At 58.5% G+C, this 18,344-nt stretch carries 15 protein-coding genes; 8 read left to right on the forward strand and 7 right to left on the reverse strand.

Annotation, left to right across the window (positions count from 1 at the left end):
- Positions 1-24 precede the first annotated feature (24 nt).
- The 6 genes from VJ464_01475 (at position 25) to VJ464_01500 (ending at position 5,015) form a co-directional block, all read left to right on the forward strand.
- Positions 25-975 (forward strand): hypothetical protein, encoded by a 951-nt coding sequence (locus VJ464_01475; GenBank protein ID HKQ03773.1) that lies wholly within the window; start codon positions 25-27, stop codon positions 973-975.
- A gap of 240 nt (positions 976-1,215) precedes the next feature.
- A complete protein-coding gene (locus VJ464_01480; protein HKQ03774.1) occupies positions 1,216-2,097 on the forward strand; it encodes a nucleotidyltransferase domain-containing protein in 882 nt (293 codons plus the stop codon).
- A gap of 133 nt (positions 2,098-2,230) precedes the next feature.
- Positions 2,231-2,728: a hypothetical protein gene (locus VJ464_01485; GenBank protein ID HKQ03775.1), complete on the forward strand. Its 498-nt coding sequence runs from the start codon at positions 2,231-2,233 to the stop codon at positions 2,726-2,728.
- Positions 2,729-2,881: 153 nt separating this feature from the next.
- Positions 2,882-3,658, forward strand: a complete 777-nt coding sequence (locus tag VJ464_01490; GenBank protein ID HKQ03776.1) for an alpha/beta hydrolase — start codon at positions 2,882-2,884, stop codon at positions 3,656-3,658.
- 140 nt (positions 3,659-3,798) lie between these two features.
- Complete coding sequence (locus VJ464_01495) at positions 3,799-4,320, forward strand: DinB family protein (protein ID HKQ03777.1); 522 nt, start codon at positions 3,799-3,801, stop codon at positions 4,318-4,320.
- Between the two features lie 86 nt (positions 4,321-4,406).
- Positions 4,407-5,015, forward strand: coding sequence for a glycosyltransferase family 25 protein (locus VJ464_01500; protein HKQ03778.1), 609 nt, complete (start codon positions 4,407-4,409; stop codon positions 5,013-5,015).
- Between the two features lie 233 nt (positions 5,016-5,248).
- Here VJ464_01500 and VJ464_01505 read toward each other — a convergent pair whose 3' ends face one another.
- On the reverse strand, positions 5,249-5,953 hold the full coding sequence (locus VJ464_01505; GenBank protein HKQ03779.1) for a DUF2780 domain-containing protein: 705 nt from the start codon (positions 5,951-5,953) through the stop codon (positions 5,249-5,251).
- 305 nt (positions 5,954-6,258) lie between these two features.
- On the opposite strand from VJ464_01505, the gene VJ464_01510 reads away from it, so the two are divergent.
- A complete protein-coding gene (locus VJ464_01510; protein HKQ03780.1) occupies positions 6,259-6,930 on the forward strand; it encodes a class I SAM-dependent methyltransferase in 672 nt (223 codons plus the stop codon).
- Positions 6,931-6,992: 62 nt separating this feature from the next.
- On the opposite strand, the gene VJ464_01515 is transcribed toward VJ464_01510, so the two are convergent.
- Genes VJ464_01515 through VJ464_01535 form a run of 5 tightly spaced genes read right to left on the reverse strand, consistent with a single transcriptional unit; the run spans position 6,993 to position 15,285 of the window.
- On the reverse strand, positions 6,993-9,086 hold the full coding sequence (locus VJ464_01515) for a substrate-binding domain-containing protein (protein ID HKQ03781.1): 2,094 nt from the start codon (positions 9,084-9,086) through the stop codon (positions 6,993-6,995).
- Complete coding sequence (locus tag VJ464_01520) at positions 9,049-10,020, reverse strand: ABC transporter permease (GenBank protein HKQ03782.1); 972 nt, start codon at positions 10,018-10,020, stop codon at positions 9,049-9,051. The genes VJ464_01515 and VJ464_01520 overlap by 38 nt, the downstream gene beginning before the upstream one ends.
- A 2-nt stretch (positions 10,021-10,022) precedes the next feature.
- Positions 10,023-11,540, reverse strand: a complete 1,518-nt coding sequence (locus VJ464_01525) for a sugar ABC transporter ATP-binding protein (GenBank protein HKQ03783.1) — start codon at positions 11,538-11,540, stop codon at positions 10,023-10,025.
- Positions 11,541-11,574: 34 nt separating this feature from the next.
- Positions 11,575-13,062: a rhamnulokinase family protein gene (locus VJ464_01530; protein HKQ03784.1), complete on the reverse strand. Its 1,488-nt coding sequence runs from the start codon at positions 13,060-13,062 to the stop codon at positions 11,575-11,577.
- A gap of 30 nt (positions 13,063-13,092) precedes the next feature.
- Positions 13,093-15,285, reverse strand: a complete 2,193-nt coding sequence (locus tag VJ464_01535) for a bifunctional rhamnulose-1-phosphate aldolase/short-chain dehydrogenase (GenBank protein ID HKQ03785.1) — start codon at positions 15,283-15,285, stop codon at positions 13,093-13,095.
- A 402-nt stretch (positions 15,286-15,687) separates the two neighbouring features.
- On the opposite strand from VJ464_01535, the gene VJ464_01540 reads away from it, so the two are divergent.
- Entirely contained in the window at positions 15,688-16,935 is a 1,248-nt protein-coding gene (locus tag VJ464_01540) for an amidohydrolase family protein (protein HKQ03786.1), read from the forward strand.
- Between the two features lie 186 nt (positions 16,936-17,121).
- Here VJ464_01540 and VJ464_01545 read toward each other — a convergent pair whose 3' ends face one another.
- Entirely contained in the window at positions 17,122-18,330 is a 1,209-nt protein-coding gene (locus VJ464_01545; GenBank protein ID HKQ03787.1) for a heparan-alpha-glucosaminide N-acetyltransferase domain-containing protein, read from the reverse strand.
- Positions 18,331-18,344: the final 14 nt, after the last annotated feature.

An 18,344-nucleotide genomic window follows, 5' to 3' on the forward strand; every position in this document is an offset into this window, starting at 1 on the left:
CTCCGCGGATACGGCTACAGCCGAATGGCCATTGAGCTTTCGCCGATCATCGCGCAGGACATTGAGGCGGCGGCGAGGCGCAATGGCCTCCAGGGGATTGTGGATTTCCTTGCTGCCCCTGGCACTTTTACCTTTTACAACCTGCATGAGGAAACTCGGTTCCTCGCGGATGTAATCAAGGCCGCGCCCAGAAGTGAGCGGGTTCTATGGGGATTCGACCGTGAGATTTTCAGTGATCGCTATTTAATCTCCAAGCTCGAAGCCAGGGTGCCGCGGCGCGCAAGAGAGTCTTTTACGCGTCTGAAGGAGGCATCAACGAACGCCTGGGCGCGGGGAAACATTTTCACGATGTCGCAGGACCCCGCAGTGGTGTCGGCGGTCCGGGCCGCTTGGCCCAATCCAGACCCTGAGAGTGACACAATCCTGCGCACGCTTGAGGAATCACTTGCCATCAACGTCGCGGCACGGACCAGCAACTGGACTTACTCGCAGCGCCGCACGCAATGGAACCGGGATAACATGGCCGCGCGGCTAAGGGAAGAGCAGGGGCGCAAAGTGCCCGCAAAGGTCATGCTGAAATTTGGCTACAACCACATGATCCGAGGCGCCAATTATTTCAATGTCTTCGATCTCGGCGCAATGGCGGACGAAGTGGCGGCCCTCAGCGGGGGTCGCGCTTTCCACATCCTCGTCCTCCCAGGTCCGGGTTCTCGTCAGGCTGTCCCCGGGCCAGGGCGGAGCTTCGTCTCCGTTTCGAGCGATGAGTTCGACGAATTCCGAACCGGCGACCAACGTCTCACGCGGGTGCTTTCAGACGCCAATGCCACGGGTCATGAAGTGATTGACCTTCGCACCCTGCGGCCACTGGCAATGCGTGGCCTCGAGGGCTGGAACCCCGACGTCGTTCGGACGATCTATGGCTATGACGCGGCCGTGATCTGGAAGGGAGCACATGCCTCTTCAAGCCTAGAGTGAGCCGAGAACGGAGATTCACGATAAATAAAATAAAGCTTTTCCTCCCAGCCCTGCTAATGATTGCTTTGTGTGTTCTGTACGTGTATAAAAAGCCTTTGGTTGAAACCATCATAAATGTGTTTTCTCCTCTCTGCATGATTTATTTCGGCGGCAATATTATCCGTGACCGTAGCTGAACGCGGGCGTTAGGCGTCCCGATCCGCGGGTCGGGAGTGCGGCAGGCATGCCGGAGATTTACAAGTGGAACAACTCTCACCACAGCAGCGCGAATTGGTGACTTCGCTCGCTAATCGTCTTGCAGCGATCCCCGGAATCAGGGCGGTTGTGCTTGCAGGCTCGTATGCGCGTGGGCGCGCTCATGCTACCTCAGACATCGACCTTGGAATCTTCTATTCAGATGCGGACCCTTTCTTCGTCAACACCGTCCGTGACCTGGCCGAGGAGATCAACGACACCCCGGGGCCAGTTGTCACGAGCTTTTACGAATGGGGCCCGTGGGTCAATGGCGGGGCGTGGCTGACCGTCGGCGGCCAGCGGGTTGATTTCATCTATCGCAGCCTCGAACATTTGCAACGGGTCATCGCCGAAGCGGAGGCTGGCCGCTACGAACTGGATTATGCACAGCAGCCGCCCTTCGGCTTCTTTGGGCCAACGTACCTTGGCGAGATGGCGGTGAGTATCCCGCTCTACGACCAAGAGGGCTGGGTCGAACTGTTGAAACGGCGGGTGGAGAAATATCCTGAGGCGCTGCGCCGGGCCGTGGTACAGGACTACCTCTGGGCGGCTGAATTCGGCCTTGCGGCGTTCGCCTCCAAGTTCGCCGCTCGTGCAGACGCCTATGGGACATGTGCTTGCCTGACTCGCGCGATCAACCAACTGGTGTTGGTGCTGTTCGCCTTGAACTATAAATATCCGGTCAACGACAAGACGGTGCTAGCGGAGGCAGCGGAGTTCGACCGTGCGCCACTGGAATTCAGGGTACGCGTCGAGCAGATACTGGCTCATCTGGGCAATACGGCGGCGGAACTCAATGCTGCCGTAGGCAGGGTCGGTCAGCTGGTCAGGGAGGTTGTCGAGTTGGCGGAGGGACAATACCGACCACGTTTCAGGCTGCCAGAGTGAAGGCCGCCTGACAATGACATGCACCGGGGCGCGGGCAGCGCGGTTCTTAAACGTTCACCGGTGCCGTTGCCCGCGTCCGTTGATGTGTTTGCGTTCGGCGCATGACGTGATACCCAGGATTACAGGAGGGGACATGATTCGTAACCAACTGAAGCCCGTATTCATTCTGACGCTGCTCCTTGCATGGGGTTGGATTTTGAGCCTCCACCACTCACCCCCGGCCACCGCTTCGCCCCTCGCCCCGCCCGCCGCATTAGGCACTTGGAAAGGCGAGTCCCTCTGTGTCGGTAACCACCCCGCTTGTAAGAACGAGGTCGTCGTATACCGCTTTGAGGCGGTCACCGGTAAGGCGGGCGTCGTAGTCCTGCTGGCGGACAAGATCATTGAGGGCCGACGGGTGCCGATGGGCAAGTTAGAATTCCAGAACGACGAGGCGAAAGGGGAATTGACTTGCGAGTTCACCAGGGGGCAGACGCACGGGCTGTGGCAATTCACGGTGACAGGAGGGCGTATGGAAGGGACACTGGTGCTGCTGCCGGAGAGGGAACTGGTGCGGCGTGTGCTTGTGAAAAAGGTGCGAGCGGAAGAAGTGCCTCCGGCACCGGCCAGGGAGTTGTACGAGGGGGTGTAGGCATTGGCGCAGATTGCGGAGCCGCGCCGAACAAGGCGTTGCACTGGAGTCGGCGCAGCGCAGCTCTCAAGCGCCCTCTCAATGCCGTTCGGCGGCCCGGTAATGTCGGGCGTTATGCCGCTGAAGGGTGGCCGTTTATAGTGGGAGAGCAAAATGAAAGAAACATCTGCGTCAGGGCAAACTGTATCCATCAACGGCATTGAGATGTACTTTGAAACTCGTGGCGACGGACAGCCTCTTGTCCTGCTGCATGGCGGCGGTGGCGTCGGCGCGAACTGGCAACTGATCTTCACAACCGTACCGGCTACCTATCAATTGATCTTGCCCGACTTGCGCGGCCATGGCCGGTCAACCAACCCCATAGGTGAGTTCACTTTTCGGCAGTCGGCACTCGATGTGTTCGCCTTGCTCGACCATTTGGGGATCACAAAATTCAAAGCCATTGGCCTAAGCATGGGAGCCAAGACGCTTTTGCACATGGCGACACAACAGCCGGGGCGGGTCGAGGCGATGGTGCTGGTGAGTGGGGCGCCCTACTTTCCGCAGCAAGCCCGCGAAGTGATGGGGCAGTTTACAGCTGCCAGCCATAGTGAGGCGGAGTGGCGACAGATGCGCGAGTGGCATAAGCAGGGTGATCAGCAAATCAAGTGGTTATGGAGCTTGGCAGATCAGTTCAAGGAGAGCTATAGGGATATGAACTTCACGCCGCCGCTGCTATCGACGATCAAGGCGCGGACGCTGATCGTGCATGGAGACAGAGACCGATTATACCCGGTGAAGCTGGCAGTGGAGATGTACGAAGCGATCCCCAGCGCATACCTATGGATTATACCGAACGGGGGGCACGGGCCAATCTTCGGCGAGATGGGACAGAGATTTGTCGAGACAGCATTGGAGTTTTTCGGCGGGGGGTGGGAGCAAGCGGCATAACAAGGCGTTGCAGCGGAGGCCGTGAAGCGGAGTCCTCATGCATATCGAAGTGCCGCTCGCGCGACCGCTGAACGCGAGCGTCAGGCGACTGCAATTGCATAGATCACATCAACGTGTGAAATCTGAAAGGAATAGAGCCAATGACCCTAGCCAATACCATTGACGACCTGCTCAGGCACATGCAGTGGGCAGACGCGCTGATTTGGAGGACGGTGCTTTCCTCGCCTGCCGCCGCCGCCGATGCGGCCTTACTTGACCGACTCTACCATGTGCATGCCACGCAGCATGGATTCTTTCAGGTCTGGAGCGGCAAGCCTGCCGAGATACCGGCAGCTAATGATCTCGATATGGCCTCGCTGGCTCGTTGGGCGCAAAGCTTTTATGAGGGAATGGCCTCTGAGATCGGGAAGTTCAACGAAGAGGGGCTTGACGGCCAGGTGCCAGTGAGCTTGTTGAGCAAGGCTGAGGCGCGACTCGGCTCTGGGGCGGCGGTTCCGACAATAGGGGATACCGTGTTGCAGGTGGTCAGCCACAGCACCTACCACCGAGGCCAGATCAGCACCCGGCTGCGAGAGTTGGGGTGCGAGCCGCCGCTGACGGAGTACTTCGTATGGGTATGGCGTGGAAAGCCGGCAGCGGAATGGTTGGCGGGAGAGGTGTAAGCGGCGACGAACAAGGACACGCACCGGAGCGCGGGCAGTTGCCCTCGATACGACAGATACATAGACTCCAATTTCAGAGCTCTTTTATGGAAAGTAAGAACCAAGCCGATAACCTAAATAGTCTCTTCCCCCACAAGGTCTGTATCAACTTAGATAGGCGGCCTGAACGCTGGAGAAGAATGGAGGAAAGGTTTGCTCAGCATGGGATATTATCGGTCATCAGGTTCGCAGGTATAGATGGCCTGGGCGTCCAAACTCCCGCGACCTGGCCTTATTCCTCCGGTCACTACGGTTGCCTGCAAAGCCATCTGGCGATACTCAGGCTGGCCCGAGAAAATGAAGTCCCTATCATTCTAATCTTTGAGGACGATTGCATATTTGATCCTGAGTTTAATAAGAAATTTGCGTCCCACATGAAGCAGGTGCCCGCAGATTGGGATATTCTGTTTTTCGGGGGCAGACATTTTGAAGAACCCATTCAGATTTCTGAGAACGTGGCGAGGGCAAAGATGACCTACCTAACCCATGCCTATGCGGTAAAACACCGCCTCTATGATGTGCTAATTGAGCTATGTGAGGGAGGCCAAGGAGCTATAGATGACCATACGGCGACATTACAGAAAGACTATAACTGTTACTGTTTTGTTCCGGATTTGATCTGGCAGGAGCGCATCGACTCCGATACCCGGGGATAAGGAAGAGGAGAAGTTCGCTGAGGTGAAGGGGAACAATCTATCAACGAGAACGAAGGTAATCATCGGGGTAGCAATTGCCGCGGGAGTAGCCATCACACTTTATATCGTCCGAGGGGCATTCTGTGATGGATGTTGATTTCCGAGCCGCAAAGGCATGTCTGAGCGGACAGATGGCGCGAGTCACTGCGCCATCTATCCGCAACACAATGCGGTCTGAACGCGACACCGGCGAGCTATTTCAGCGCGCCTGAAAGCAGGCTGCCGACGCTTGCCCCGCCTTTGGCTTCGACAAACTTCGTCATGATGGGGACAAACTTGCCCGCCATATCAGGCGAAAGCCCCAGCGACTTAAAGGAGTCATCGAGCGAAGCCAGACCTCCCGGCTTACCGGGCAGCACGCTGCCCACGGCATCAGCCCCGCCTGTCTTTCCTGGCAGCACCTCTTTTATTGCGCCGAGCGCGCCAGCTTTACCGGGCAGCACGCCGCTCATCGCACCGAGCGCGCCTGCCTGACCTGACATCGCGTTGCTCATTGCGCCGAGCCCGCCTGCGCTTGCCGGCTTAGGCGCGGCCTTTAAGAGGCCATCCATACCCGGCACGGCATCAGACACCTTGGCGAACTCTTCGGGTTTCAATCGGCTTTTGGCTAAGCCGAAGAGCGCCCCCGACCCGCCGGTGGCCTGCGCCGGCGTGATTGAAAGCTCCTTGGTGAGGTTGTCGATCAGTTCCGGGCTTGGATTCTGCGTCTCTGTAGCCTGTGGTAGTTGAGCGGGTATCTGCGCCTTTGGCATCTGCACCTTCGGTACTTGAGCCGGAATTTGCGCCTTAGGCATTGGGATTTGATCTGGTATCTGCGCCTGTGCGGGCTGCGCGCTCGCAACGCCGAAAGCGGTGAAGCAGCATGCGGCGATAATCGCGATTCGTAGCTTGTTCGACATGGTATCTATCCTTTCTTAGAGCAACAACCCTCTCACCTTGGCTGAGATTGTTCCGCCAAATTCGATTTAATTACGGCTGGCGTTGAAGGGCGATTTGCAGGGGCGTGGAGAGATCACCTGGAAATCCGCCTTCATTCATTGTTACCTACATGCCATAATCCTAATGCCACCTTCAGAGCATTTGAACTGGCAGAATTGACAGGGGTGAATATTGCGGAGTCAGAAGCGGTGAGTCGGGTCTTGTTACTTTCGACAACAGGATTCGTTGCCTATTCATTATCGCACCTTGGCATCGGCTGAAACCTATGCAGAAGCTACAGCAGGACTTTGATCACATTGCCGTTCTGTCGGAGCGCGAAAGTGACATTGGCGGAATATACGATGGCTACCTGCTCAACTTTGTACCGGCCCCATGTCATCGCGCACTCGAAGTCGGGTGCGGCACGGCCACCTTCACGCGGCAACTCGCGAAGCGGGCTGGCCAGGTTACCGCAATAGACCTATCCAGCGAAATGATACGCGTTGCTGGTGAACGCTCAACCCTTTATCCCAACATAGATTTTACGGTCGGGAATGTCTTAGAGATGGACCTGGCCCCTGGCCAATTCGATTGCATTGTCTTGATTGCGACTCTACACCACATGGCGACTGAAGAAGCTCTCGAAAAGGTCAAGCGCTGGCTCACCCCTGGCGGGGTGTTCATCCTTCATGATCTGCTAAGACCAGCCGGCTTGCTCGACAGGCTGGCCGACGTGGTGAGGTTGCCGATAAATGTCGCTGTCAGATGGTTTCGAACAGGGCGGCCATGGGCAGAACCGGAGGTAAGGAAAGCGTGGGCCGAGCATGGCAAGAATGAGCGATACTTGACAAAGCGGGAAGTGAAGGCAATGCGAGATCGACATTTGCAAGAAGGCGATGTGAAATATCATCTGCTATGGCGATATACCATCGTGTGGCGCAAGCCAGCGGCGGTATAGCCAACCGTCGAAGCGGAGGCCGCAAAGCACTGTTCTCATCGTCCCATTGAAGACAGAAGGGATCAAAAGTCGAACCGGTCAACATTCTGTTTGTTAAAGACAAAGGGCGCGCCCAGCATAACCTGATCATCCTGCACGCCAATCCTGCCCAGCCGCCCCGCCTCAATCTCGCGGCTACCGCGTTTCAGCTCGCCTGCGCTCAACGCTCGCGCTGCATAGACGGTCAGATAGCCGAGATCAACCGTGTTCCACAACACAAAACTCTCGATCACCCCGTCATGGACATAGGGCTTGCACATATTCGGCAGCGACAGCCCTGTGACCTTTACATCTGCTCGGCCCGCTTGCTTTACCGCTTCCGCCGCCCCTGGGACAGCCGGCGCGGCAATCGCCATGATCAGCTTGACGTTTGGATAGACCTTCAGCACCGTCTGGGTTTCGGCAAAGGCGCGGTCGCGGTCGCCTTCGCTCGGTTGAATCGCGACAAGCCTGATGTCTGGGTACTTCTCCGCCAGCCGCGCTTTGATGTGCTTGATCCACTCATTTTGATTCGCCGCGCTCAGGGACGCCGTGATGATGGCAAAATCGCCCTTGCCGCCGAGTATTCTTGCGGCCTCATCCGTTAGCGTAACCCCGATGCCCTGCGGCGTCGCCTGATTGATGAAGAAGTCGCGCGCTTCCTTTTGAGCATCGGCATCCCAGGTAATCACTTTGATGCCGCGCTCACGAGCCTTCTTGAGCACCGTTGAGATCGCCACTTCATTCTCAACGCTCACCGCGATCACGTCGACGCCGCGGGTAATCCAGGCTTCAATCACTTCGTTCTGCTTCGCCGGGTCGAGGTCGGTCGGGCCATCCCACAGCAACTCGGCGCCTATTTCCTGAGCGGCCTCTTCAGCGCCCTTCTTACAGCTAATGAAATAGGGATCGCCTTTGGCTTTGGGCATCATCGCAATGACAACCTTATGGCCGTTGGCGGTCGGGCCTGGCGCTGTTTGGGCGTCGCCCGACAGGCGCTTCATCTCTTGCCGCAGCGAGCCGGCAAGCCACCAATTGCTGCCCGCGACAATCAAGGCGGCGGCAAGGATGACTGCACTCAGAATAGCGACTTGCGAATTCTTCACCTCGTCCTCCTTTGCAAGAATGTGAGCGCGCGGTAACCGCTTGGCGCGTTTCGACAAACGATCAACCAGAATCGTCGCGACCAGTAGCCCGCCCGTCAGTATCCCGGTCAGCTCGGCGGGCTGCGCACTCAACCGCAGCCCGTTTTGCAGCATGATGATGGCCAACAGCCCAAGCACAGTTCCCATCACTGTGCCGCGCCCACCAAAGATTGATGCGCCGCCAAGCACCACGGCGGTTATCGCCATCAGTTCATAGCCGGTGCCGGCGTCCGACTTCGCTTGTCCGAGATGCGCCACATAGATGATGGCGGCGAGGCTCGATAACAGCCCCGACAGCGTATAGACGATGGCCAGTCGCCCGCGGACAGGAATGCCTGCGTAGCGCGCGCCTTCGGCTGAATAACCGATGGCGTAAAGCGTGCGCCCGAACCCCGTGCGATGCAGCCACCAGGCATAGCCGACGATGGCCGCAAGCAGGATGAATAGCTGCGTCGGTACCACGCCGCCGACATATCCCTGTCCCAGAAAAAGGAACGGCGACGGAAAGCCTGAATAGTTTTCGACGCCGCGCGTCAGCCCTTCAGCGATCCCGCGAAACAAGGAGAAGGTTCCGAGCGTGACGATCAGCGGCGGAAAGCTCAACCGTGTGATGATCAGCGCATTCAACCCTCCGCCGAGCGTGCCGACGAGTAATGTGAGAGCGATAGCCAGCGGCAGCGGCAGATGCGCGTCGCGCCAGAGGCCGCCCATCACGACCGCCGCTAATCCCATCATCGAGCCGACGGAAAGATCAATCCCGCCGCTGATGATGATCGGCGTCAGCGCCAGTGCCAGTAGCCCGACCTCGACGCCGAGCCGCGCGACTTCGAATGCATTCGCCGCGCTGAAGAAATGACTGCCGGTCAGGCTGAAAATGGCGCACTCGATTACCAGCACGACGAGCAGCATCCATTCATTATTCGGGAACAACCGCTCGCGCCAGGGCGCTTCGAGCTTAACTGACGTTGGGGCGGATGGGATTGATTCTTCCATGATGTTCCAAACGTCCCAGCGCAACATCTGAAATCAGCGCCGCCAGGATAATCGCTCCCTGAATGGCTTTCTCCCAAAATGGATTGATGCCTACAAAAGTCAACGCCGGGCCGATAGTCCCGAGCAGCGCCGCGCCGATCAACGTGCCAAGCAGCCGCCCGCGCCCGCCGGTAATCAGCGTCCCCCCGACGACGACCGCCGCGACGGCTTTCAGTTCCAACCCCAGGCCGGTGTTGCTCGGCACGCTCGTAAAGCGCACGGCATTGAGTAAGGCCGCGAGCCCGCCAAGAGCCCCCATCAATACAAAGACGCCGAAGACGATCCGCCGCGGCTCAATGCCGGCGAGCCGCGCCGCTTCGGCATCCGAGCCGACGGCGTAAACGGCGCGGCCCGCGCTCAGGTTTCGCAGTATCCAGCTAAGACCAGCCAGCACCGCCATCGCTATCAGAAGGATCAGCCATTGCCCCCAGGTCTGCCCCATCCCGAACCATTGAAAGTTGGCGGGAAGGTCTTGCACCCAGGCGCCCTCTGTAACCCACCGCAAAGCGTCGCGCCACGCGACCAGCATGGCCAGTGTGACGATAATTGAAGGCAGGCCGAGACGGCCGACGAGAAAGCCATTCACTGCACCCATTGCCGCGCCGAGCAGGAGAACACACGACAGTACAAGGCCGATTGGCATGCCGGTCTTCGCCAGAAGGCCAACAGCCACGCTGGCGACGGCAAACTGCGAGCCGACAGAGATGTCAATCTCGCCGACCAGGATAACCACCGTCATCCCTGTGGCAATGATTAGCACCGGCGCATTATTGATCGCCAGGTCGCGCAGGTTGGCAACACTGAAGAACGCCGGCGCCAGCACGGCGACCACCGCGAGCAACAGCGCATACGCCATCGCCGCGGCCAGTTCTCGTTTGTAACGCCTCAGCTTCATCCTCAAGAATCCTGCCTGCCGGCGCGTTCGTGCCCAAGCGCCAGCCCGAGAATCTCTTGCTGGCTCGCCTCGCTGCGATCCAATATGCCGACAATCATTCCCCCGCGCATCACCCCGATGCGGTCGCTCATGCCAAGAATCTCCGGCAACTCGGAAGAGATCATTAAGATGGCTACACCCTCTGCGGCCAGCTCGCTCATCAGGCCATGAATCTCTGACTTGGCGCCGACATCTACTCCCTGCGTCGGCTCGTCGAGAATGAGCACAGATGGGCGAGTGATTAACCAGCGGCTCAAGGCGACCTTCTGCTGATTGCCGCCTGACAGCGTCGAGACAGGAGCGAAGATCGCCGGCGTCTTAATGGCGAGCCGCCGCGTGTAATCGGCGGCGATTGCTTTCTCGCGCCGGAAATCCATCGCGCCGAAACGAGCGAGCTGATCGAGTGAGGCAAGTGTCAGGTTGGCACTGATGGGCATCTCTAGTATGACGCCGTGCCGCCGCCGGTCTTCGGGCAGGTAAGCGATCCCGCTATTGATCGCCTGACGCGGGCTGTTGATTTTAACCGCCTCGCCGCGCAGCAAGATGGTTCCTTGATCTGCCGGCGTCAATCCAAAGATCGTGCGCGCCAGCTCGGTTCGCCCCGCGCCAACCAGGCCGGCCAGCCCGACAATTTCGCCGGCACGCAACGACAGGCTCGCCTGCTTTATCCCCGTTTCTGTGCAGCCAAGATCGCGAAGCTCAAGGACGACATCGCCTGCCGTCACCGTCTTCTTTGGGAAGACCGCTGACAGCTCGCGCCCGACCATCAACTGAATCAACTGATGGCGATTCACTTCCGACATCAGATGCGTGGCGATGGTGCGGCCATCACGTAGCACCGTCACGCGGTCGGCGATTTGCGGCAATTCATCCAGCCGATGCGAGATGTATATCATGCCGACGCCCTGTGCGCGCAGTTCTCGAATGACGCGAAACAGGTTCTGCGTGTCGGCCTCGGAGAGCGAGGCGGTTGGCTCGTCGAGGATTAAGACTCTGGCCTCGGCGCCCAGAGCGCGGGCGATTTCGACTAACTGTTGTTGCGGCATGGTCAAGTCGCTTGCCGCAATCTCAGTATCAATATTGGCCCCCACGCGCGCGAGCAGTTCTGCGGCGCGGCGGCGACGCTTCTTCCAGTCAACACGCCCCCACCGTCCCGCCTGCTCCTGGCCGAGAGCGATATTCTCGGCGACGGTGAGCTCGGGAAAAAGCGTCGGTTGCTGATAGATGGCGACGATGCCGAGTGATCGGGCGGCGCGCGGAGAGAGGCGCGTGATGATCTCTCCGTTGAGCGTCGTCTCGCCGCCGTCAGGCTCGATGGCGCCGGTAATGATCTTGATGAGCGTCGATTTGCCCGCGCCGTTTTCACCGATCAAGGCATGGACTTCGCCGGCGCGCAATTCGAACGACGCGCGCTTGAGCGCCTGCACCCCGGCGTAGGACTTGGTCAGATCGCTGGCGCAGAGCAGAAGGCTGTCAGTCATGCCGTGGCTTGCATTATCCATAATATGATTCGAGTCAATTCACGTATCGCGCCTCGATTTCCGTATAGCGGGCGGCGGCCTCTTCCAAGGCCGGCAAGCGTCGCGGGGTGAATTCTTTCAGTCGCACGTTTTCGGCGACGTGCCGCCGGGCTTCCGCCAACGACGCGAAACGGTTTGCCGCGATTGCCTGGACCAATACGTTGCCTATGACCGTTGCCTCTACCGGGCCGGCCAGGGTCGGCAAGCCGGTGGCGCCCGCCGTCATCTGGTTGAGATAGTCATTTCGGCTGCCCCCGCCGACGATATGCACTCGCTTGATCCGCGTGTGCGTTAGCTGCTCGATAATGCGGACGATTGACGCATAGCGGAAAGCCAGCGAGTCGAGTATCACTTTAGCGACAGCCGGGGGAGCAGCCGGCGGGCGCTGTCCGCCCTCGTTCATCTGCTCTGATATCGCCGCGAGCATGCTCGGCGGGTTGAAGAAGCGCGGGTCGTCGGCGAAGATCAATCCCTGACTTCCTTCAATCTCTTCGACCTGCCGCAAGAGACGGTCATAGTCAACTTCCAGGCCGCGCTCCTTCCATTCCTTTCGGCAGGCTTCCAGAATCCATAAGCCCATCACATTTTTCAAGAAGCGGAACCGCCGGAACGCGCCGCCTTCGTTTGTGAAGTTGTGACGGGCGACTTCCGGGGTGATGAGCGGGCTGTCACGCTCGACGCCAACCAGAGACCAGGTGCCGGAGGAGATATAAGCGCTGCCGTCTTCAAGCGGCGCGCCCGCGACTGCGCTCGCGGTATCATGGGTTGCCGTTGCTACGATCTGCGCGCCATGAAGACTGAGCTCGTCAGCGAGCGCCGGTTTGAGAGGGCCAAGAACCGTGCCGGCAGGGACGATCTCTGCAAACAAAGCGGCTGGCAAGCCGAGACTCTCCATGATCTCTGCGTCCCAGGTTCGTGTCTGTGCATTGATCATCTGGGTCGTGGTTGCGTTGGTGTACTCGGTGACGGCCCTGCCCGTAAGCTTCAGATTGATCAGGTCGGGAATCAGCAGCAACCGTGCCGCTGCATTTGGGATACCCGTTTGCGCGTGTGCATAGAGTTGGAAGAGGGTGTTGAAAACGAGGAATTGGATGCCTGTGCGCTCGAATATCAGATGGCGCGGAATGCGCGCGAAAACCTGCTCCATCACATCCTGAGTTCGTTCGTCACGGTAACAGACAGGTTCTTCGAGGAGGCCACCGTCACTATCCACAAGGCCATAATCAACACCCCAGCTATCAACTCCGACGCTTTGAATAGGCCGCCCGATTTCGCGCGCCCGCGCGCCGGCTTCGCACAAGCCGGCTTTGATCTCGTCAACGATGTAACTGAGATTCCAGCGGAGGTGGTCGGCAGAGCGTCTTGCCGGATATTCAAACCGGCGAATCTCTTCGAGCAGAAGCTCGCCCGGCGCGACCCCTGCGAGGAAGACGCGCCCACTGCCCGCGCCCAGATCAACCGCGATGTAGAGCGAATCGTTCATGGCGATTGCCGACTCTTTCTTTCAAGGCCGCTATCTCAAGAAGCCATCCTGTAGCCCGCCATCAACCGGAATGACGTGCCCTGTGGTCTTGGCGAGCCGTTCAGTTAGCAAGAGGAAAATCGCTTCGGCTTGATCTTCGGGCTCAATGGGCGTCTGCGTCAGCGAGCGTTTGGCATAGAAAGCGGCCAGCTTGTCGCGCAATGCTTCGCTCGTTTCATCTTCGCTGAAAGCGATATTGTATTTGGCAAGCGAAGCCATCACGCGGTCGCGCGGGAACATCGTGCTGCCTTTGACCACAGTGGCCGGCGCGACGGCGTTGACGCGAACCAGCGGCGCCATCTCGATAGCCAGTTCGCGCACCAGATGGTTGGCCGCTGCCTTGCTGGTGTCATAGGCGAGGCTGCCTTTCTTCGCCACGACCGCGTTGGCGCTCGTGGTGAGCACGATATTACCGGTCAGCCCCTGTTTCTTGAAAAGCTCATGGGCTTCGTCGGTCACGATGTAAGCGCCTGTGACGTTGATGGCAAACGTCAGCGCCCACTTGCTGTCATCAATATGACCCGACTTGTCTGGCGCGACAAAGATACCTGCGGTGACGACGACGGCATCCACACCGCCATAGGCAAGCATGACGTCACGGAACATTCGCACGACGCTCTCACGATCCGTGATGTCACACGCTAGCCCGATGGCAGGGCCACAGTTGCTGATCCCTGTGCCGGCGACGCCGATACCTTCGCCATACTGGGCGATGATCTCTCGCGCCGTTCCCACAGCCGCCGCCTCGTCGCGGTCAACGCAGACGACGTGCGCGCCCTCCTTCACCACACGATGTGCCGCCGCCTTGCCGATGCCTGAACCCGCGCCGATGATAACGACGATCTGCCGGGCAAGCTCTTTTTCAGGAGGCTGCCGCCGCAGCTTGGCATCTTCCAGCAACCAGTATTCGATGTCGAAGGCTTCCTGCTGATCCATCGCCTCGTACTGGTCTATGGCCTCTGCGCCGCGCATCACTTCGATGGCGCAGTTATAAAACTCTGCGGTGACGCGCGACTCACTCTTATTCTTGCCCCAGGCGATCATGCCAAGGCCCGGAATCAAGACGACGGTCGGGTTGGGGTCGCGCATCGGCGGCGAATCAGGGCGCTTGCAGCGATTGTAATAAGCCTCGTAGTCCTTACGGTATTGAACCAGCCCTTCTTCGAGCGCCGCTTTCAGTTTTTCGACATCGCCGCCCTCCGGGTCCCAGGCGACGAATAACGGCTTGATCTTGGTGCGTAAGAAGTGATCGGGACACGAGGTGCCAAGCTCGGCCAGTCGCGCGGCGTCTGTGCTGTTGACAAAGCGCAGCATCTTCTCATCGTCCTGCACGGTGCCGACCATTCGCTTGTCCGTAGAGAGTTGGCCGCGAAGGAAGGGAATGATCTCGCTAATGACGCGCGTTCGTTCGGCCTCCGCTAGCGGCTGGACCTTCTGCCCGCCAAACGTCGCATCGCCTCGATCATGCGCTTCGATGTGGCGCGCCGCGCGGTCAATGATTTCCAGCGCCGTTTCATAGCAAGTCTTGTCGTCGTCGCTCCAGGAGCTCATGCCATGATGACCGAGCAGGATGCCTTTGGCCCGCGGGTTATCGGCGATCAACTGCTCGATCTTCAAGCCGATGTCAAAGCCGGGGCGCTGCCAGGGAATGTAAATCACCTCGTCGCCATAAACCTCTTTGCAGAGCCTCTCCTGATTGACTGAGGCCGCGATGGCGATGACGGCGTTCGGGTGCAGGTGATCCACATGCTTGTAAGGGACGAGCGTGTGCAGCGGCGTGTCAATCGAGCCGGCGCGCGGGTTCAGGTTAAAGACGCAATGGCTATACATCGGATACATCGCGTCCTCGATCTCCGTCTTTGGGCCGCGCCCAGGGTGGTTGAGGTAGATCGGCTTCATCGCGCGAATCTTGTCGAGATAAAACGAAGCGAAGCCATCGCGTTTGACGGTTCGCAAATCGCCGCCCGACCCTTTGACCCACAATACCTCCACGCTCGCGCCGCTGAGCGGGTCCCTTTCAACCAACTTGGACGAAGTGTTGCCGCCGCCGGTGTTCGTGAGCCTCAGGTCTTCACCGAGCCTGTTTGAGCGATAAACCAACCGGTCTACACCCGTCAGGTGTGCGGCCTCATCGTCCTTCCACAAATACTTCACAAACGTAAATCGTTCTTCTTCCCTGGTCACGCTGCCCTCCGGTTGATTTATGCGCGAGCTAGACCTCCGCCGCGCAGTATGACCTGTAGAGAATACCAAATGCGTGCCGTTGACCGACACTTCGACTAACGATTTGACGGTCGGGAGATGCGCAGGGCCTATTCATTCTCGAATAACCATTAGGGATGAACCGCCAAGACGCCAAGACCGCCAAGAAAAGCTCGGCGTTCTCTTGGCGTCCTTGGCGTCTTGGCGGTTTAAGCCCGGAGAATGAATAGACCCTGGGGAGATGCGGCGCGACCTTGCAATATTGGATGATTGGCCATATGCTGCGGGGCGGCTCTGATGGTGCGAAGCTTTAAGCCAATTATGCTCAAGACGATCTACTTATTTTGAGAAGGCATTGACTGAGAAACCTGTGAGGAGGCGGCAATGGCAGACCAGGATCAACCCGACACCTTCGATTCCCGACAATCTGCGCGACTTTCGAGACGGAAGTTGCTTCGCCTTACGGCGGGCGCAACGGCCTTCACCTTTTTACAACGCCGCGCCAGCGCCCTGCCGCTATCGCCGTCCCGCTTCTTCAATTCAACCAGCCTGGAGCGCCTTTCTGACCGCGATCCTCACCTGCATCCGCCCATCTTGATAGACGCGCAAACCCATGTCTGGTGGCGGGAAGGCGGCTTGCCTAAAATCGCGCCCAGGGGCGAAGCCTTTCTTAAGGCGCTGGCCGGGGCAAGAGCGAGCATCATCGGCCAACCTGTCCCCATTGCTGACATGGGGCGGATCATGTTCATCGATGATCTCTTCTTAAAGAGCGAGACGGACATCGCCTTTCTCAATAGCTTCGGGATGCGCGCGGCCTTTGACGGCGTAGACCTCTTCCCGCCGCGCGAAGCGGCAATGATTCGCTCGATGGCGCCGGCCCGTATCCGCGTGCTCGGCACCGTAGACCCGCCCGATGGTCAATCAGCGGTCGAGTCGCTCAGCTATCAGTGCGAGACGATTAAGATCGACGGCCTTAAACTTTACCCGCCCGGCCCGGATACGCGCGGCTGGAGGATGGACGACGAGAAACACACCTATCCGTTATACGAGGTGCTGCGCAAACATGGGGTGAAGAATATCTGCGTGCATAAAGGGCTTCCCGGCCTCTTCCTTGAAGAGTTTTGCCACACCGAAGACCTTGCGCGTGCCGCCGCCGACTTTCCCGACCTGAACTTCATCGCCTTTCACAGCGCGTATCCATTTGACGCCGAACTGGCCGAACAAGCTAAACGAGCGAAGGTTAAGAACATCTACGCCGAGCTTGGCGGGCTGGCGTACCGGATATTTGCAGAGCCAGCCAGGTATGCGAAGCTCATGGGGACGCTGCTCGATGGCCTGGGGCCGGACCACATCCTTTGGGGGACAGATACCCCTGTGATCGGGCCGCCGCACTGGCAGATTCAAGCTTTCCAAGCTTTCGAGATTCCCGAAGAATTGATTGAGAAGAATAAGTATGCGCCGCTTACGGAAGAGGTCAAGCGGAAGATACTCGGTGAAAATGCGGCGCGAATATTCAAGATCGACATCAATACGGCTCGCAAGGCTATAGAGAATGACCTCCTCTATAAGCTGCGCAAGGATGGGAATGCCTTGCCCGTTACGGTGGACACAAATAGGCTGCGAAAATCCTGAGGCGGTTCTGGATTCCTGTTGAACAGACCCGCCACAGACAAAGGGCAGGGAAGCCACAGGTGTTTAACAGCCGGCACTTGCCTCTCTGTAGCTCAAGCCCTGCCTAAGCAGTCGAGGCGCCGACAGTTGAGCCGCCGCTTGAGGTAATGGCTCCGTCTACCATAGCCATTCGCGATTGCCCTTAGCCTATAGATAGCTTAACCACCAATCGCGACGACGACGCTTGACCTCGGCAAACCAGCGGCAAAGCGGGTAGAGCAGCAAAAGCCCGAACAGCCAGAACACATACACCGCCCACAATCCAAAGCCCAGATTGCCGGGGTTGGGTCGCGGCTGATCCATCAGCCCGACAAACTGCCAGCCAATCGGCTGCCCGGCGAGATAACCGACAAGCACCGCCAGCCCATGCGCGACCAGCCATTGGCCAATGTAGAAAAACATCGGCACGCGGCCGAAGGTGATCAGAATGCGTGAGATGAATCCATCTCCCCTTTGCTCGAACCAGGGCAATGCCAACAGCGCCGTCCCCAGCGTCAGTAGCAAAAACAAGAACGACGGCGGGTATTTCGTGACATTCAGAAATGAAAGCGCCGTAAACAGCGCATTTTTTTGCACCACCCAACGGCTCGGATCGCCATAGACATTGAGGCCGCGCAGCACGATGAAGCCCGCAAGCGCGCCGCCACCCAGGCGAATTAAGAAACGCCGACGGCGCGCGGCCTCCCATTGATAGACCGCACCCAGGCAATAACCCGCCGCTAACACGCCAACCCAGGGAATCAGCGGATAAAGCACAAGCCCGTAAACGCCGGGCGATAGAAAAATCACTCCTTGCTGATGCAGAATCATCCAAATCGCACCGGTTGCGTCAGGCGGCGACTGTGCCTTGATACCATCGAGCAGGTTATGCAGCGCGATCATGGCGATACTCCCGATGGCCAGGACCCGCAATGGCAGGTAAATCAAGCCCGCGAGCAAGATCATCGAAACGCCGATGACCCATATCACTTGCAACATAAAGGCGAAGTGATAATCGAGATTGAACCAGACGATGACGCGGATGACGGTCAGTTCCAGCACAATTAACCAGAGGCCGCGCGTGATGAGAAACCTCGATAACTCGGATTTGCTCTTGCCACGAGCGATTTGCAGGAACGCGCCGGTGCCTGCGAGAAAGACAAACACCGGCGCACAGAAATGCGTGACCCATCGCGTGAAGAACAGTAGGGTGTTGGTTTTCGTCAGATCGGACGGGTCGAAGTTTAACGCCTCGCGATGAAAGTAGTCGCGCGTGTGATCAAGCATCATGATAACCATCACGATGCCGCGCAGCAGATCAACGGCATTAATGCGCTCGGCTTGCGTGCCCAGGTGCTTCTTGAAGGCGCTCTGCATACCTATCCCCCTTT

Source organism: Blastocatellia bacterium (assembly GCA_035275065.1).
Taxonomy (GTDB): Bacteria; Acidobacteriota; Blastocatellia; order UBA7656; family UBA7656; genus DATENM01.

Excerpts from the sequence above, each read along its gene's own strand:
- VJ464_01475 (HKQ03773.1), top strand. The coding sequence starts at position 25 with ATGGCCATTGAGCTTTCGCCGATCATCGCGCAGGACATTGAGGCGGCG.
- VJ464_01485 (HKQ03775.1), top strand. The coding sequence starts at position 2,231 with ATGATTCGTAACCAACTGAAGCCCGTATTCATTCTGACGCTGCTCCTT.
- VJ464_01490 (HKQ03776.1), top strand. The coding sequence starts at position 2,882 with ATGAAAGAAACATCTGCGTCAGGGCAAACTGTATCCATCAACGGCATT.
- VJ464_01495 (HKQ03777.1), top strand. The coding sequence starts at position 3,799 with ATGACCCTAGCCAATACCATTGACGACCTGCTCAGGCACATGCAGTGG.
- VJ464_01500 (HKQ03778.1), top strand. The coding sequence starts at position 4,407 with ATGGAAAGTAAGAACCAAGCCGATAACCTAAATAGTCTCTTCCCCCAC.
- VJ464_01505 (HKQ03779.1), bottom strand. The coding sequence starts at position 5,953 with ATGTCGAACAAGCTACGAATCGCGATTATCGCCGCATGCTGCTTCACC.
- VJ464_01510 (HKQ03780.1), top strand. The coding sequence starts at position 6,259 with ATGCAGAAGCTACAGCAGGACTTTGATCACATTGCCGTTCTGTCGGAG.
- VJ464_01515 (HKQ03781.1), bottom strand. The coding sequence starts at position 9,086 with ATGGAAGAATCAATCCCATCCGCCCCAACGTCAGTTAAGCTCGAAGCG.
- VJ464_01520 (HKQ03782.1), bottom strand. The coding sequence starts at position 10,020 with ATGAAGCTGAGGCGTTACAAACGAGAACTGGCCGCGGCGATGGCGTAT.
- VJ464_01525 (HKQ03783.1), bottom strand. The coding sequence starts at position 11,540 with ATGACTGACAGCCTTCTGCTCTGCGCCAGCGATCTGACCAAGTCCTAC.
- VJ464_01530 (HKQ03784.1), bottom strand. The coding sequence starts at position 13,062 with ATGAACGATTCGCTCTACATCGCGGTTGATCTGGGCGCGGGCAGTGGG.
- VJ464_01540 (HKQ03786.1), top strand. The coding sequence starts at position 15,688 with ATGGCAGACCAGGATCAACCCGACACCTTCGATTCCCGACAATCTGCG.
- VJ464_01545 (HKQ03787.1), bottom strand. The coding sequence starts at position 18,330 with ATGCAGAGCGCCTTCAAGAAGCACCTGGGCACGCAAGCCGAGCGCATT.